The 13,679-nt window shown below is 67.5% G+C and carries 13 protein-coding genes; 4 read left to right on the plus strand and 9 right to left on the minus strand.

The genetic code is table 11. The features are described 5' to 3' along the window. Window positions 1-50 precede the first annotated feature (50 nt). From fliH to fliF, 3 genes are read right to left on the minus strand one after another with little or no spacing between them, the layout of a single operon-like run. Complete coding sequence (gene fliH, locus QPK32_RS06150; RefSeq protein WP_290411899.1) at window positions 51-779, minus strand: flagellar assembly protein FliH; 729 nt, start codon at window positions 777-779, stop codon at window positions 51-53. Further along, complete coding sequence (fliG, locus tag QPK32_RS06155) at window positions 779-1,780, minus strand: flagellar motor switch protein FliG (RefSeq protein ID WP_290411900.1); 1,002 nt, start codon at window positions 1,778-1,780, stop codon at window positions 779-781. Before fliG ends, fliH begins: the two co-directional genes overlap by 1 nt. Next, window positions 1,777-3,465, minus strand: a complete 1,689-nt coding sequence (gene fliF / locus QPK32_RS06160; RefSeq protein ID WP_290411901.1) for a flagellar basal-body MS-ring/collar protein FliF — start codon at window positions 3,463-3,465, stop codon at window positions 1,777-1,779. Before fliF ends, fliG begins: the two co-directional genes overlap by 4 nt. Before the next feature lie 196 nt (window positions 3,466-3,661). Between fliF and fliE the strand changes: the two genes are divergently transcribed. From fliE to QPK32_RS06180, 4 genes are all read left to right on the plus strand, one after another. Beyond that, the gene (fliE, locus tag QPK32_RS06165; protein ID WP_290411902.1) at window positions 3,662-4,066 is read left to right on the plus strand and encodes a flagellar hook-basal body complex protein FliE; all 405 of its coding nucleotides are present in this window, start codon (window positions 3,662-3,664) and stop codon (window positions 4,064-4,066) included. Window positions 4,067-4,228: 162 nt separating this feature from the next. Beyond that, window positions 4,229-5,500, plus strand: a complete 1,272-nt coding sequence (locus tag QPK32_RS06170; protein ID WP_290411903.1) for a PqiA/YebS family transporter subunit — start codon at window positions 4,229-4,231, stop codon at window positions 5,498-5,500. Continuing rightward, window positions 5,493-7,118, plus strand: coding sequence for an intermembrane transport protein PqiB (locus QPK32_RS06175; protein ID WP_290411904.1), 1,626 nt, complete (start codon window positions 5,493-5,495; stop codon window positions 7,116-7,118). Before QPK32_RS06170 ends, QPK32_RS06175 begins: the two co-directional genes overlap by 8 nt. Next, on the plus strand, window positions 7,115-7,726 hold the full coding sequence (locus QPK32_RS06180) for a membrane integrity-associated transporter subunit PqiC (RefSeq protein ID WP_290411905.1): 612 nt from the start codon (window positions 7,115-7,117) through the stop codon (window positions 7,724-7,726). Before QPK32_RS06175 ends, QPK32_RS06180 begins: the two co-directional genes overlap by 4 nt. A 142-nt stretch (window positions 7,727-7,868) precedes the next feature. Here QPK32_RS06180 and QPK32_RS06185 read toward each other — a convergent pair whose 3' ends face one another. Genes QPK32_RS06185 through fliD form a run of 6 tightly spaced genes read right to left on the minus strand, consistent with a single transcriptional unit; the run spans window position 7,869 to window position 13,593 of the window. Beyond that, window positions 7,869-8,627: a flagellar brake protein gene (locus QPK32_RS06185; protein WP_290411906.1), complete on the minus strand. Its 759-nt coding sequence runs from the start codon at window positions 8,625-8,627 to the stop codon at window positions 7,869-7,871. Next, entirely contained in the window at window positions 8,611-8,979 is a 369-nt protein-coding gene (locus QPK32_RS06190; protein WP_290411907.1) for an EscU/YscU/HrcU family type III secretion system export apparatus switch protein, read from the minus strand. The genes QPK32_RS06185 and QPK32_RS06190 overlap by 17 nt, the downstream gene beginning before the upstream one ends. Beyond that, a complete protein-coding gene (locus QPK32_RS06195; protein ID WP_290411908.1) occupies window positions 8,966-10,114 on the minus strand; it encodes a flagellar hook-length control protein FliK in 1,149 nt (382 codons plus the stop codon). The genes QPK32_RS06190 and QPK32_RS06195 overlap by 14 nt, the downstream gene beginning before the upstream one ends. An 18-nt stretch (window positions 10,115-10,132) precedes the next feature. Beyond that, window positions 10,133-10,462, minus strand: a complete 330-nt coding sequence (locus tag QPK32_RS06200; protein WP_308632457.1) for a flagellar protein FliT — start codon at window positions 10,460-10,462, stop codon at window positions 10,133-10,135. 12 nt (window positions 10,463-10,474) lie between these two features. Next, entirely contained in the window at window positions 10,475-10,927 is a 453-nt protein-coding gene (gene fliS / locus QPK32_RS06205) for a flagellar export chaperone FliS (protein WP_290411909.1), read from the minus strand. 23 nt (window positions 10,928-10,950) lie between these two features. Then, window positions 10,951-13,593 carry a flagellar filament capping protein FliD gene (fliD, locus tag QPK32_RS06210; protein WP_290411910.1) on the minus strand — a complete coding sequence of 881 codons (2,643 nt, stop codon included), beginning with the start codon at window positions 13,591-13,593 and terminating at the stop codon, window positions 10,951-10,953. Window positions 13,594-13,679 lie beyond the last annotated feature (86 nt).

Below are 13,679 nucleotides of genomic sequence, written 5' to 3' on the forward strand. Positions count from 1 at the left end.
CCAGCGGCCGGTATGGCGGGCCTGGCCCGACACCTCGCCATGCGCCTCGCTCACTCCAGCCACTCCGTGTCCTTGCCCAGCGCATGCGCCAGGCGCTGCCAGCGCTGCGCGACCTGGGCGTCGATCTGGTTGCTGGCCGTCTCCACGCGGCAGCCGCCGCGCGCGATGTGCTCGTCCTCGACGATGCGCCAGCCGCCCGTCTCGAGCTCGTGCGCCATGCCGTTCTTGACGATGGGGACGTCTTCCGGATTCAGGAACAGGATCGCGGGATGCTGCAGCGTGGGCAGGTAGTCGATCGCCTCGCGCACGATGGGGATGATCAGGTCCGGCTTCACGTCCAGCGCGATGCGCACCATGTTCTTGGCCAGGTTCAGGGCCAGTTCCAGCACGTCGTGCGAGATCGCCTCGTCGGCGTAGGTGACGGCGTCGCCGAAGCTGGCCGCGAGCTCCTTCAGGCGCGCCGCTTCCTCGGCCGCTTCCGCGCGGCCCTGGGCCAGGCCGTCCTGGTAGCCGGCGTCATGGCCGGACTGCAGGCCCTCGGCGTGGCCCTGCTCGAAGCCTTCCTGGCGCGCCGCCTCGTGGATCGCCTCGATTTCCTCGATGGTGGGCAGGGGGATGGCCGGCGCCACGGGCTCGGGCGGCGGGGGAGGGGGCGCGGCGGCGGCCGCCGCCGCCGCTTCGGCGGCGCGGCGCTGGGCCACGGCGCTGGGACGCTCGTCGCCGAACGACGTCATCTCCCAGCGCTGGTAGGCGGTTTGCGATTCTTTCGAGATAGCCATTAAATGAACGAGTCTTCACCTTTGCCGCCAAGGACGATCTGGCCTTCGTCGGCGAGGCGGCGCACGATTTGCAGGATCTGCTTCTGCTGCGATTCTACTTCGGACAGGCGCACGGGGCCTTTCGATTCGAGATCCTCGCGCATCATCTCGGCGGCGCGCTGCGACATGTTCCTGAAAATCTTCTCGCGCAAGTCCTGCGACGCGCCCTTCAGGGCGATGATCAGCATTTCCGACTGCACTTCGCGCAGCAGCAACTGGATGCCGCGGTCGTCGATGTCGATGATGTTGTCGAACACGAACATCTCGTCCATGATCTTCTGCGCCATGTCGTTGTCGTAGTTCTTGATGTTTTCCATCACCGAGCTTTCCTGGTCGCCGCTCATGAAGTTCAGGATCTCGGCCGCGGTACGCACGCCGCCCAGCGAGGACTTCTTGATGTGCTCGTTACCCGACAGCAGCTTGGTCAGCACGTCGTTCAGCTCGCGCAAGGCGGCCGGCTGCACGCCGTCCAGCGTGGCGATACGCAGCACCACGTCGTTGCGCAGGCGGTCCGTGAAGTGCGACAGGATCTCGCAGGCCTGGTCGCGTTCCAGGTGCACGAGGATGGTGGCGATGATCTGCGGGTGTTCGTTGCGGATCAGTTCGGCCACGGACTGCGAATCCATCCACTTCAGGCTCTCGATGCCGGAGGCGTCCTTGCCGCCCAGGATGCGGTTCAGCAGCACGGCCGCCTTGTCGTCGCCCAGCGCCTTGGTCAGCACCTGGCGGATGTATTCGTCCGAATCGAGGCCGACGGTCGACTGCAGGTCCACGCGCTCGCGGAACTCGGCCAGCACGGTGGTCACTTCCTCGTGCTGCACGGCCTTCATCTGCGCCATCGCGGCGCCCAGCTTCAGCACTTCGCGCGGGCCCAGGTACTTCATGACCTCGGCCGCTTCCGACTCGCCCAGCGCCAGCATCAGGATGGCTGCCTTGGTGGTGTCCTTGTCCTTGTCGCTCATTGTTCAGCTCCCAACCATTCCTTGATCACGTTCGCGACGATGCGCGGGTCGTTTTGTGCGAGGCTCTTCGCCATGTCCAGATTGTTCTTGTAGAGGATCACTTGCTTCTCTTCTTCCGCCTGGCGTGCCAGCTCGGCTTCCTCTTCCGGATCGGGTTCCGGTTCCGGCTCGGGTTCTTCCGGCTCCGGCTCTTCCGGCATCTCGACCGCCTTGTCGAAGGTCTTCATCACCGGCTTCAGGATCGGGCGCAGGATCCGGTAGTACAGGAAGGCCAGCACCAGGGCGATGAACAGGTATTTCGCGATGTCCTTGGCCAGCGGCAGGTTGGCCGGGTCCTTCCACCAGTCCGGACCGACGTCGGCCGGCTTGTCGACGCCGTCGAACGGAGCGTTGGTCACGTTCAGCGTGTCGCCGCGCTGCTGGCTGTAGCCCATCGCCTGCTTGACCAGCTCGTTGATCTGGGCCACTTCGGCGGCCGTCAGCGGCTTGATCGAGACCTTGCCGGTAGCCGGGTCGACGATGCGGCGGTAGTTCACCACCACGCCCACGGTCAGGCGCTTGATGCCGCCCATCGGCTTCTGCTCGAAGCGCACGGTCTTGTCGACTTCGTAGTTGGTGGTCGAATCCTTGTGCGTCGGCGCCGTGTTCGCGGCCGGCTGGGCCGGCGCGCCGCCTTCGATCGGGGCCGTGGCCACGCCCGGCGGCTGGTTCGACAGCGCGCCCGGCACGCCGGACGGATTGGCGCTGCCCGGACCGGTCGATTCCGACGTCTGCTGGCTGCGGATCGCCTGCGGTTCCGGCGGCGAATTCGGCTTGTACATCTCGGCGGCGGTATCGACCTGGGCGAAGTCCACTTCGGCGGTCGCCTCGGCGCGCACGTTGTTCTGGCCCACCAGCGGGGCGATGATCGACTCGACCTGCTTGACGATGTTCTGCTGCAGCGCCTCGACGTACTTCAGCTGGTTCGGATCGAGCTGCTTGCCGGCCTTGTTGGCGGTATCCGACAGCAGGGCGCCGTTCTGGTCGACCACCGTGACGTTGGCGGCGGTCAGTTCCGGGATCGACGAGGCGACCAGGTGCACGATGGCGTTGACTTGCGACTGGTCCAGCGCGCGGCCCGGCTGGAGGTTCAGCAGCACCGACGCGGTCGGCTTCTGCTGGTCGCGCACGAACACGGACGGCTTGGGCAGCGCCAGGTGCACGCGCGCCGAGCTGACGGCCGACAGCGCCTGGATCGAATTGGCCAGCTCGCCTTCCAGCGAACGCTGGTAGTTGACCTGCTCGACGAACTGCGAGGTGCCCAGCTTCTGGTTTTCCAGCAGCTCGAAGCCGACGTTGCCGGCGCGCGGCAAGCCTTGCGACGCCAGCTTCAGGCGGATGCTCGCGACCTGGTCGGCCGGCACCAGGATCGCGGTGCCGCCGTCGGAGAACTTGTACTTGACGCCCATCTGGTCGAGCGAGGCGGTGATCGCGCCGCCGTCGCGGTCGGTGTAGTTGGAGAACAGGACGCGGTATTCCGGCGCCGAGCTCCACAGCCAGATCGCGGCGACGATGGCCAGCACCAGGGCGGCCGCGCCGCCGGCGACGACCTTCTTGCCCATCGGGGTTTCCCAGTACTTCGGCTTCGGCGGTTCGGCGCCGGCATCGATGTCGCTGTCGAGAGTAGGATCCGCTACGGTTGCCATGTTCAAGGTCGGAAGGTGGGTGTGGTGAATATGGACGCCATTATGGAGCCGGGCGGCAACATTCAAAGGGCCGAATAAGGCCATGTTTACCGCACTGCTCATGGGCAACATTTTACCGTCGACTGCTATTCTGGAAGCCTGAAACCGGTGCGTGGACATGGTTGCCAAGCACGCTGCAAGATTTGGGAGGCATTCTATGAATATTGGCGGCATCGACAGCAGCCGCATCGAAGCGATGATGGCGCAGCTGAAGGCGGCGGCCACCAAGCCGTCCGCCGGCGCGTCCGCGGCCGGGGGCACCGGCGCGGCGGGCGCGGCGGGTGGCCTGGGCAATATCGGCGGCATCGCCAAGCCGGGCGCGGCCGACGCGTCCAGCAAGGTCAGTTTTTCGGACGCCTTGAAGGCCCAGCTCGACAACGTCAGCAAGGCCCAGCTCGGCGCCGAGGACATGGGCAAGCGCTTCGCCTCGGGCGACGATTCGGTCAGCCTGTCGGACACGATGATCGCGATGCAGAAGGCCAGCATCAGCTTCCAGGCCACCGTGCAGGTGCGCAACAAGCTGGTGTCGGCTTACCAGAGCATCATGAACATGCAGGTGTGATGGTCCGGCCTTGGACTTTCGGCCATTGCGGCTCGTAATCGTGCGCATTAGCATGCGGAAAACTGGTCATAATAACAAGACCAGTTTCAATCTTTGCGCCGGAGTTGCCTTGCCATCCACATCCTCGATCCACCCGTCTTCCCTTGTCCCGGCAGTGACTGCATGAGGGAAGGGGAGTCGATCGCTTGCCACGACTGCGGCCGCCTGCACGGGTGGCATGCCTTGCGGGTGCACGAGCGGGCGCGCTGCACCCGGTGCCGCCGCGAGCTGTACCGCTGGTACGCGACCGGGCCGGCCGTGCGGCCCTCGTCCATGGTGGCCGTGACGCTGGGCGCGATGCTGGTCTACCTGATCGCCCAGTGCTTCCCCATCGTGTCGCTGGAACTGTCCGGCCTGTCCACCAGCGTGACCCTGCTCGAATCCATCGGCGTGCTGTGGCGCGAGCACATGCAGGTGATCGCCGTGATGGTGTTCTTCTTCGCCTTCGTGTTTCCCGCCCTCGAGTTCGGCGCGCTGCTGTACGTGGCGGGCGGGCTGTGGCGCGGACGCCGCGTGCGCGGCTTCGACGCCTGCCTGCGCACCGTGCAGGCGGCGCGCCACTGGGCGATGACGGAAGTGTTCATGCTCGGCATCCTGATCACCGCCATCAAGATGACGAGCCTGGCACGCGTCGTGCCCCATCCGGGCTTGTTCGCCTTCGGCGCGCTGACCATCCTGGCCGCCCTCGTCATGCGCTTCGAGCCGCGCGCGCTGTGGGCGCTGGGCGACCGCTACCTGCGCAAGGATCCCTACCGGCCCCTGGCCCGCCCGGGCGGCGGCGCGCTCGTCGCTTGCCACGCCTGCGGCCTTGTCAATGCCATGGCGCCGGGTCCGGCGCACGGGCAGCGCTGCGCCCGCTGCAGCGCGCGCCTGCACCGGCGCATCCCCAACAGCATCGTCCGGACCTGGGCGCTGCTGGCCGCGGCCGCGCTGCTGTACATTCCCGCCAACATCCTGCCCGTGATGGTCACGGAAACGCTCGGCAGCGGAGCCGAGGGCGACACCATCATGAGCGGCGTGGCGCTGTTCTGGAACACGGGCTCGCCGGGCCTGGCCATCATCATCTTCGTCGCCAGCATCGCCGTGCCCGTCATGAAGCTGCTGGCGCTGGCCCTGCTGGCGGCGACGGCGCAGTGGCGCTCGACCTGGGCGCCGCACGGCCGCACCCGCTTGTACCGCGTGGTCGAATTCATCGGCCGCTGGTCCATGCTCGACATCTTCGTCGTCACGCTCACGGTCGCGCTGGTGCGCTTCCAGCAGCTGGCGACCATTACCCCGGGACCGGGCGCGCTGGCCTTCGGCTGCGTCGTCATCCTCACCATGATCGCCTCGGCGCAGTTCGATCCGCGCCTGATCTGGGATCCCATCGAACCGAACGGAGAACACCATGCATGACGAGGAAGGCGGCAACGCCGCTTCTCCCACGCCCCCGCCGGCCAAGCCGCCATCGCCGGAAGTGGACCGGCCCAGCCGCTGGCTGCCGTCGCTGGTCTGGCTGATCCCCGTGCTGGCCGCCATCGTCGGCGCCGTGCAGGTCGCCAACTGGATGACCAACAAGGGGCCGAAGATCACCGTCAGCTTCAATACGGGGGAGGGACTGGAAGCGGGCAAGACCAAGGTCAAGTTCAAGGACGTGGACATCGGCCAGGTGACGTCGGTCAAGCTCGGCCCGGACGGTACGCGCGTGGTGGCGACCATCGAGATGGCCAAGGAAGCGAAGCGCTTCGCCGCCGAGGACACCCGCTTCTGGGTGGTGCGCCCGCAGATCGGCGCGAGCGGCGTGTCGGGCCTCGGCACGCTGCTGTCCGGCCCCTACATCGGCGCGGCGCCGGGCAAGTCCGGCGTGACGAAATCCGACTTCACGGGCCTCGAGAATCCGCCGCCCGTGCCGCCCGGCCTGAAGGGGCGCGAATACCGCCTGCACGGCGCCAACCTCGGCTCGCTGTCGGCCGGCTCGCCCGTGTACTACCGGCGCATCCGCGTGGGCCAGGTGGCGACGGCGGAACTGAACCGCGACGGCGACGGCGTCGACTTGTCCGTATTCATCGAGGAGCCCTACGTCGGCTTCGTCGGCACCAATGCGCGCTGGTGGCATGCGAGCGGCGTCGACGTGCGCCTGGACGCCAGCGGCTTCAAGCTGAACACCCAGTCGCTGGCGGCGCTGGCCACGGGCGGCATTTCGTTCGAATCGGAAAACGGCAGGAAGCCGGCGGCGCCGGCGCCGGCCGGTACCCAGTTCGTGCTGAGCGCCGACCGCGCCGCGGCGCTGCGCCCGCCCGACGGCCCGGGCGTGACGGCGGTCCTGTATTTCAACCAGTCGGTGCGCGGCCTGGCGCCGGGCGCGCCGCTCGACTTCCGCGGCATCGTGCTGGGCGAGGTGCGCAGCGTGGGCGTGGAATTCGACCGCGCGAGCAAGGATTTCCGCATGCCGGTCACGGTGGACATGTATCCGGACCGCCTGGGCAGGGCGTTCGTCGAGAACTACGGCGAACGCGGCCGCCTCGACATCCTGTCCCGCATGGTGGGCCGCGGACTGCGCGGCCAGCTGCGCACTGGAAACCTGCTCACCAGCCAGCTGTACATTGCGCTCGACTTCTTCCCGAAGGCGCCGAAGGCGGCGCTGTCCGAGCGCGGCGAGGACATCGTGCTGCCGACGGTGCCGGGCCAGCTCGATGAACTGCAGAGCCAGCTGTCCAGCATCGCGGGCAAGCTCGACAAGATCCCGTTCGACGACATCGGCAAGAACCTCAACGCGACGCTGGTGCAGGCCAATGCGCTGCTCAAGGACCTCGACGGCAAGGTCTTGCCGGAGATGCAGCAGACGCTGGGCGAGGCCCGCAAGACCTTCGCCAGCGCCCAGCACCTGCTGGAACAGGATTCGCCGCTGCAATCGGACCTGCGCCAGGCGCTGCAGGACGTGTCGCGCACCATGGAGTCCTTGAACAACCTGGCCGACTACCTCGAACGCCATCCGGAATCGCTGATCCGGGGCAAAGCGAAGGAGAAGAAATGAATGTTGCGACCATCCTGCGCCGGTGCGGCGCGATCGGTGCGGCGGCCCTGCTGGCCGCCTGCGCCAGCACCCCGCCGGACCATTTCTATACGCTCGCCGGCGGCGGCGCGCCCGCGGCCGCTGCCGCGCCGGCGGCGAACCCCGTCTACATCGAAGTGATGGGCGTCGTCGTGCCGGCCCAGGTGCGGCGCAGCCAGCTCGTCGTGAGCGAAGGGCCGGGCCGCGTCGACCTGCTGGAGCAGCACCGCTGGGCGGCGCCGCTGTCCGACGAGATCGGCCGCGCGCTGTCGCTGAAGGTCAGCGCCGAGCTGGGCGCCATCGACGTCTACCGCACGCCGGTGCCGGCCGGGGCGACCACGTACCGGATCAGCACCAACGTCCAGCGCTTCGAGTCGGCGCCGGGATCGTACGCATTGATCGACGCGACCTGGAGCGTGCGCCAGGGCAGTACCGATGCGGTGCTGACGTGCCGCAGCGTGTTCAAGGAAACGGTGGGACCGGGCTACGAGGCGCTGGTGGCGGGGCACCGGGCGGCGCTGGACAAGCTGGGGGCGGCCATTGCGGCGGGGGTACGCAGTGAGGCTGCGGGTGATGTAACCAAGTGCTGAAAAACCGTCGTTCCCGCGTAGGCGGGAACCCATGCTGAGTTTCCGAAGTCGATCCATATGAGCACCGCGGCGTCTTTGATATACGGAATTCGGTTGCTCAGCATGGGTCCCCGCCTTCGCGGGGACGACGGATCAGGCTAGTCTAGGCCAATCCCGCCAGCCGCGCGTTACGCTCGCGCTCCAGCTTCGTGATGTAGCGCTGCACGCCGGCCAGGTTGCCGCGCGAGATGTCGACGAACTGGCAGCCCAGGCGGCGCGTCGTCTTGTTGTTCAGCAGCGTCATGTCCAGCGAATTGCGGATCTGCAGCGAGCAGGTGACGGGGCCGATCTCCGGCAGGTCGATGCGGCAGCCGTCGAAGGTGGCGCCGACCGTGGTGCCCAGGCGGTGCTGGTTGTCCAGGATGGCGATGCCGCCCACGCTGATGTCGCCCAGCGGGAAGCTGGCGGTGCCGCCGCCGAGGTCGGCTGGCAGGGGAATCGTGGCCATCACGGGCGTCGAGACGGGCGTGGGCATGCGGTAGTACTCGCGCCGCTGCAGGCGGATCAGGCTCTTCGGGATGTCGGCGCGCAGCGCGGTGCCGCCTTCGAATGCGATCTCGCTCAGGTTTTCCAGCGCGAACAGGATGCGGATCTTGTCGAGCGAGGTTTCGCAGCGCACCTGGGCCGCGGCGACGATGCGCAGGTTCTGTTCCAGGTTGACCGAGCGGTCGATGACGACGGTATCGGTGTCGGGATCGACTTTCAGCAGCGACGTCACGCAGACGTCGTTCTCTCCCTTGACCAGCATGCGGACCAGCTGGTTCTTTTCGGCGATCTGGCGCAGCAGCGCGACGATCTCCCTGCGGGACTCGACTTCGTAGTCGTGCCAGGCTGCCAGTTCGGCATCAGTGATTGCTTGCATCGGTTCCAACCGGTTTTTCTTGTGGGGGCAGGAGGTGCGCCGTCTCCGGAGGCGGGGGAGCAGCCCCGCCGGTAGCTTGCGCGGACTCAATATAATATAACCACGCCAGTAGTTCGGCAATGGCGCGGTAGAGGCCGGGCGGAATCTGCTTGTCGAGGTCGACCTGCATCAGCAGGGACACGAGCTCCTTCGATTCGTGCACGAACACGCCGGCCTCCTTGGCGCGCCCGATGATCTGCTCGGCCACCAGGCCGCGGCCCTTGGCCACCACCTTCGGCGCCGGGTCGCCCGTCCCGTAGGCGAGGGCGACGGCCGTCTGCCGTTTCCGTGCTTCCTGCTCAGGGCTGCTCATCGGACGCTTCCCCGGGCGGTGCCGATGGCACGGCCTTGATGGCCAGCGTCGACAGCGGCGTGCCGGCCGCGGCCAAGGCGTCGCTCAGGCGGTCGCGCGCCGCCTGCATCGCGTCGCCCGCTTCCTGGCTGGCGGCGTCGAGCTGGATGTGCAACTGGTCGCCGGACAGCACGACGCGCGCGGCGATCTCGCCCAGCGCGCCGAAGCGCAGGCGCAGGCTGCTCTGCCAGGTGGGGGCGGCATCGCCACCGTCCTGGCCGCCCTGGCCGTTTCCATGGGCGTCGCGCTCGACTTCCCAATGCAGGTCCTGGCCCGGCCACAACTGGCCCTGCCAGGCGACGCGCCCCTGTTCGTGCGCGTTCAATTGCAGGTTGATGAACTGGGCCGTGGCCGGATCGGTGGGCGCCGGCGTGCCGCGCGCCTGGGGCTCGGCCGCCAGGTCGCCCAGCGTGCGCGCGCCCTGGGCCCAGTCGGCCACGTGCGACTCGTAGAACAGGCCGCTCTTGCCCAGGCCGTCCTGCAGCGCGGCCGCGATCTGGCCCGCGTCGGCGCTGGCGGCGGGCAGCAGGGGCGTGCGGCCCAGCGCCGCCGTCGACTGCGTCTCGGCCTTCTGGGCGGCGGCGATGACGTCGCCCAGCGCCTTGCCGGCCGTGCTGATCGAGGCATTGGCGCCGTCGGCGGCCCCGCCCGGCACCCTGGCCAGCGTCTGCGCGCTCGCGAGCAGGGCGGCCGTGCGCGTCATGGCGGCGGCCGCCTTGCCCTCCAGGTAGGCCAGCGGCGCATTGGCCGCGGCGCCCTGCGCGTCGGCGGCGGCGGCTTCCGCGAAGGCGGGCGTGCCCTGGGCGGTCTGGACCTGGAAGGTGGGACGGGGGTTGATGGCGACGAGCGTCAGCGGCACCTGGGTGCCCGGCTGCGCGCCGTTCGGCAGCGGCATGCGCGCCGCCATGTCGGCCACGCGCACCATGAAGCTGCCGTCGGGGAGTTTCGACAGCACCTCGGCCTGCATCGACTGGCCGAGCATGACCGAGAGCGCGCGCTGGAAGTCCTGCTGGCGCGGATCGGCCACGCCCTGCGCCGCCGCGACCGGTGCGGTACGGGCGACCTGCGGAATGGACAACTGGTCGCGCGACAGCATGGTTCAGGGAGGGCGGGCTTACAGGCCGTAGGCGCGCGCCAGGCGGCGTTCGGTCTGGTTGTTGTTCATCAGGGCGGACAGGTTGGCCATCCACGGCTGCGTCAGGTCGCGGATCTTGCGGTCCACGGCCATCATCTTGCGGATCGCATCGACCTTGCGCACGCGCTCCTGGGCGGCGAGCGGCTGGCCGTCGCCATTGTCCTTCAGCTGGCGCACGCAGGCGGCGCACTGGTGCTCGAGCTGGACCAGGCGGTCCCAGTCGCTGCTGGCGGCCGCCGCCAGCATCTGGTCGCTGATGCCGACCATCGCTTCATATACCGAGACCACTTCCTGTCCGTTCATCATCATTGCGTTTCCCAATCAGGCGCTCACGAGCGTGGCGGCTTTCGGCATCGGCGACGGCGCCAGGGCCGGCTGGTTGACCTTCTCGCCGATCTGGACCCAGGCGCTGCGCAGGTCCGCCAGCAGGCCGTGGATCTCGTCGATGATGGCGACGTCGTTCTTGAGGTTGGCGTGCAGCAGGCGGCGGCTCATGTAGTCGTACAGGGCGTCCAGGTTGGCCGCGATCTCGCCGCCGGCGTTCCTGTCGAGCGAGGCGCGCAGGCCGTTGTCGATGATCGTGATCGCCTTCGAGATTGCCTGGCCCTTGGCGGCGATGTTGTTGGCGGCGATATTCGTCTTGGCGCTGAGCAGCGCGACCAGGGCGCCGTCGTACAGCATGATGATCAGCGCGTGCGGCGAGGCCGAGGCGATGCCGGTCTCGAGGCCCACGTTGGCGTATGCGTTGACGCCGCGTTTCATGGTTCCAAACATCTTGGTTTCTCCGTGATTCAGTGTTAGCTGTTGGCGGCGATGGCCGCGAGTTGCTGGGTAAGATAGGCTTGCGTGCTTTGCATCGACTGCAGCATCGTGTCGAGTGCGGTGAATTGGGCGCGGTAGCGGGCTTCGATGGCGGTCAGGCGCTGGCTGAACTTGTCGCGCTGGTCGGCCACGGACTTGATGCTGGCGTTGATGCCGTCGGTCTTGCCCTGCAGGATGCTGTCCTTGCCGGTGAAGGTCGCCGTCAGGTTGGTCAGCTGGTAGGCGTAGCCCTGCGAGAACGTGACGGTGCCGCGGTCGCCCACGTCGCCGCTCTTGATCGTCAGCTGGATGCCCTCGGCCGGCGACCCGCCGGCGGCGGTCAGGGTCTGGCCATTGCCGGTGGCGGCCACGCCGCCGATCGTGCCTTCGACGTCGTTGCCCTTGACCGGCGTGGCGCTGCCGAAGATGTCGCTGACGCTGGTGCCGGTGACGCTGGCGATTGACAGGCTCGACATGTCGCCGAATTTGCTGGACGAGATCTTCAGTTTGCCGTCGGTGCCGACGGACGTCTCGACCGAGTCGCCCGCGCCGGAGAAGGTTGAATTGCCGTTGATCGCCGCGCGCAGGACGGCCGCGAGCTGGGTGTTGTCGTAGGTGCCGGCCGGGATCGAGATGTTCTGCACCTTCGTCTCCGTGGCCGGGTCGGTCTGGTTCAGCGTCACCGTCCAGGTGGTGTTGGACGCGATCTTTGTCGAGCCGCTCAGCGCATTGGCGCTGGTCAGCGACCCCTGGGCCGCCATCTTCGTGATGTTGATCGCGTACTCGCCCGCCTTGGTGGCCGCGGTCGACTTGTCGAAGCTGATGTTGCCGTCGCTGGCCGAACCCATCGCCGCGAACAGTCCGCCGATGTCCTCGAAGTTGTTGGTGATGGCGTCGTTCAGCTTGGTCGAATTCACGGCCAGGCTGCCGTCCTTCTGGAACGAGATGCCCACCTGGCTCAGGTTGGTCAGCTTGCCGCCAAGGCCCTCGACCGTCGCCGTGAGCTGGCGCCGCAGCTGCGACTGGATCGAACGTACCGACGAGTCGCCCTGCAGGACGGCGCCGGTCTTGGTGTCGGCGTTATAGGCGGTCAGTTTCGACATCGTCGAGTTCAGGTCGTTGTAGGCCTTGACGAAGGCATTGACCGCGGTCGAGACGGACGCCGTGTCCTTCGACACGGTGAGCGTACTCTTGCCGAGGCCACTCACATCGAGGCTGACGCCCTGGATCGCGTCGGACACCGTGGTGCTCTTGCTCGTGACCTCGATGCCGTTCATGGTCAGCTTGGTGTCCTGGGCGCCGGAGGTCTGCGTCAGGTTCTGCACGCCGCCCGGATCGTAGCCGAGCAGGCTGGCGATGGCGGCATCCGGCGCCTGGCCGTCGACGCCGCCGACGCTGATCTTCATCGCCGAGCTGGCGCCCGTCTTGTTCGAGGTGATGACGAGGTGGTACGGGTTGGCGCCGCCGTCCGAGACGACGGTCGCGGTGATGCCGATGTTCGCCTTGTTGATGGCGTCGCGGATACCTTGCAGCGACTGGTCCTTGGCATCGAGCGTGACGGTGCCCATGTTCTGCGAGCCGTCTTGCGAGAACCCGGAGTCGAGGTAGCTGCCGCCGCTGCCTGCGGTCAGGCCGGCGGCGGCCGGATTGGTGCCGCCGACGGTGATCTGGCTGCCGTCGGCGGAGCTCAGGGTGACGCCGGCCGTCGCGGTGGTCGTCGAGCCCTTGTTTGTGGCCTTATCGCTCAGTCCGATACCGCCCGTGACGGCGCCGGTCACCGATTCGGTCACGCTGATGTTGGAGCCGTCTGCCGCCAGGAATTGCAGGGTGCCGTCGGCGGCCGAACCGGTGACGGTGATATTGGCGGCGGCCAGCGCGTTCTTGGTGGCCGTGCTGGCCAGGGACGCGTCGATCGACGCGGCGCCGACCGTGTCGCCGTCCACGGCCGATGCGAGGTCGACACCGCCGACCGTCAGCTTGTAGCTGCCGTTGGTGACGGTGACGTCGCCGAAGGTCTTGAACAGGTCGGCCGACGTCGTCGTCGTACCGGCCTTGGCGACCACGCCGGTGACGTCGCTTTCATCGTTGATCACCGCGGCCAGGTCGCGCGCGCTGCGCGTCGTGCCGTTGGTGCTGATCGTGGTCCCGTTGATGGTCAGCGAGCCGTTGGCGATGCCGGACGACGCTACGCCGAGCGCGAGCGGGCTGCCCTTGGTGCCGAACGTGCCACCGGTCACCGTGCCGAAGGAGAAGGACAACGTGGTTTTCGCGCCGGCGCCGATCATGGCGCTGGTGCTGGCCTTGCCGCCCGTGATCAGGCTCTGGGCCTGCGCCAGCTGGGTCACGTTGACCGTGTATTTGCCGGGCACCGCGCTGGCGCTGGCCGTGGCCGACACGAGATCCTTGTTGGTGGAGGAAGTCGACAGCGCGCTGAAGGTCGAGGACGAATTCAGCGAGGTCAGGGCGGCCTGGAAGGTACCGACGGCCGAGCTGACCTGGCTATAGGCCTGCAGCTTGGTCTGGTAGGCCGCCGTCTTCGAGTCGTAATTGTTCAGAGGCGCGGACTCGGCCGCCATCAGCTGGCTGACGAGGCTGTCGACGGGGAGGCCTGAGCCGATACCGGATGAACTGAGTCCCACTTCTTTCTCCTGTGAAAGCGATAATGTAAGTCATTAACGGCAGCGGCAATTCGTACTTGAGAGCAGGAAATCCCATCCAATTCAAA

This window comes from Massilia sp. YIM B02763 (assembly GCF_030412015.1).
Lineage (GTDB): Bacteria > Pseudomonadota > Gammaproteobacteria > Burkholderiales > Burkholderiaceae_D > Telluria.

What these genes read in the sequence shown, in the direction of transcription:
- fliH (WP_290411899.1), bottom strand. Translation starts at nt 779, where the DNA reads ATGGCTATCTCGAAAGAATCGCAAACCGCCTACCAGCGCTGGGAGATG.
- fliG (WP_290411900.1), bottom strand. Translation starts at nt 1,780, where the DNA reads ATGAGCGACAAGGACAAGGACACCACCAAGGCAGCCATCCTGATGCTG.
- fliF (WP_290411901.1), bottom strand. Translation starts at nt 3,465, where the DNA reads ATGGCAACCGTAGCGGATCCTACTCTCGACAGCGACATCGATGCCGGC.
- fliE (WP_290411902.1), top strand. Translation starts at nt 3,662, where the DNA reads ATGAATATTGGCGGCATCGACAGCAGCCGCATCGAAGCGATGATGGCG.
- QPK32_RS06170 (WP_290411903.1), top strand. Translation starts at nt 4,229, where the DNA reads ATGAGGGAAGGGGAGTCGATCGCTTGCCACGACTGCGGCCGCCTGCAC.
- QPK32_RS06175 (WP_290411904.1), top strand. Translation starts at nt 5,493, where the DNA reads ATGCATGACGAGGAAGGCGGCAACGCCGCTTCTCCCACGCCCCCGCCG.
- QPK32_RS06180 (WP_290411905.1), top strand. Translation starts at nt 7,115, where the DNA reads ATGAATGTTGCGACCATCCTGCGCCGGTGCGGCGCGATCGGTGCGGCG.
- QPK32_RS06185 (WP_290411906.1), bottom strand. Translation starts at nt 8,627, where the DNA reads ATGCAAGCAATCACTGATGCCGAACTGGCAGCCTGGCACGACTACGAA.
- QPK32_RS06190 (WP_290411907.1), bottom strand. Translation starts at nt 8,979, where the DNA reads ATGAGCAGCCCTGAGCAGGAAGCACGGAAACGGCAGACGGCCGTCGCC.
- QPK32_RS06195 (WP_290411908.1), bottom strand. Translation starts at nt 10,114, where the DNA reads ATGCTGTCGCGCGACCAGTTGTCCATTCCGCAGGTCGCCCGTACCGCA.
- QPK32_RS06200 (WP_308632457.1), bottom strand. Translation starts at nt 10,462, where the DNA reads ATGATGATGAACGGACAGGAAGTGGTCTCGGTATATGAAGCGATGGTC.
- fliS (WP_290411909.1), bottom strand. Translation starts at nt 10,927, where the DNA reads ATGTTTGGAACCATGAAACGCGGCGTCAACGCATACGCCAACGTGGGC.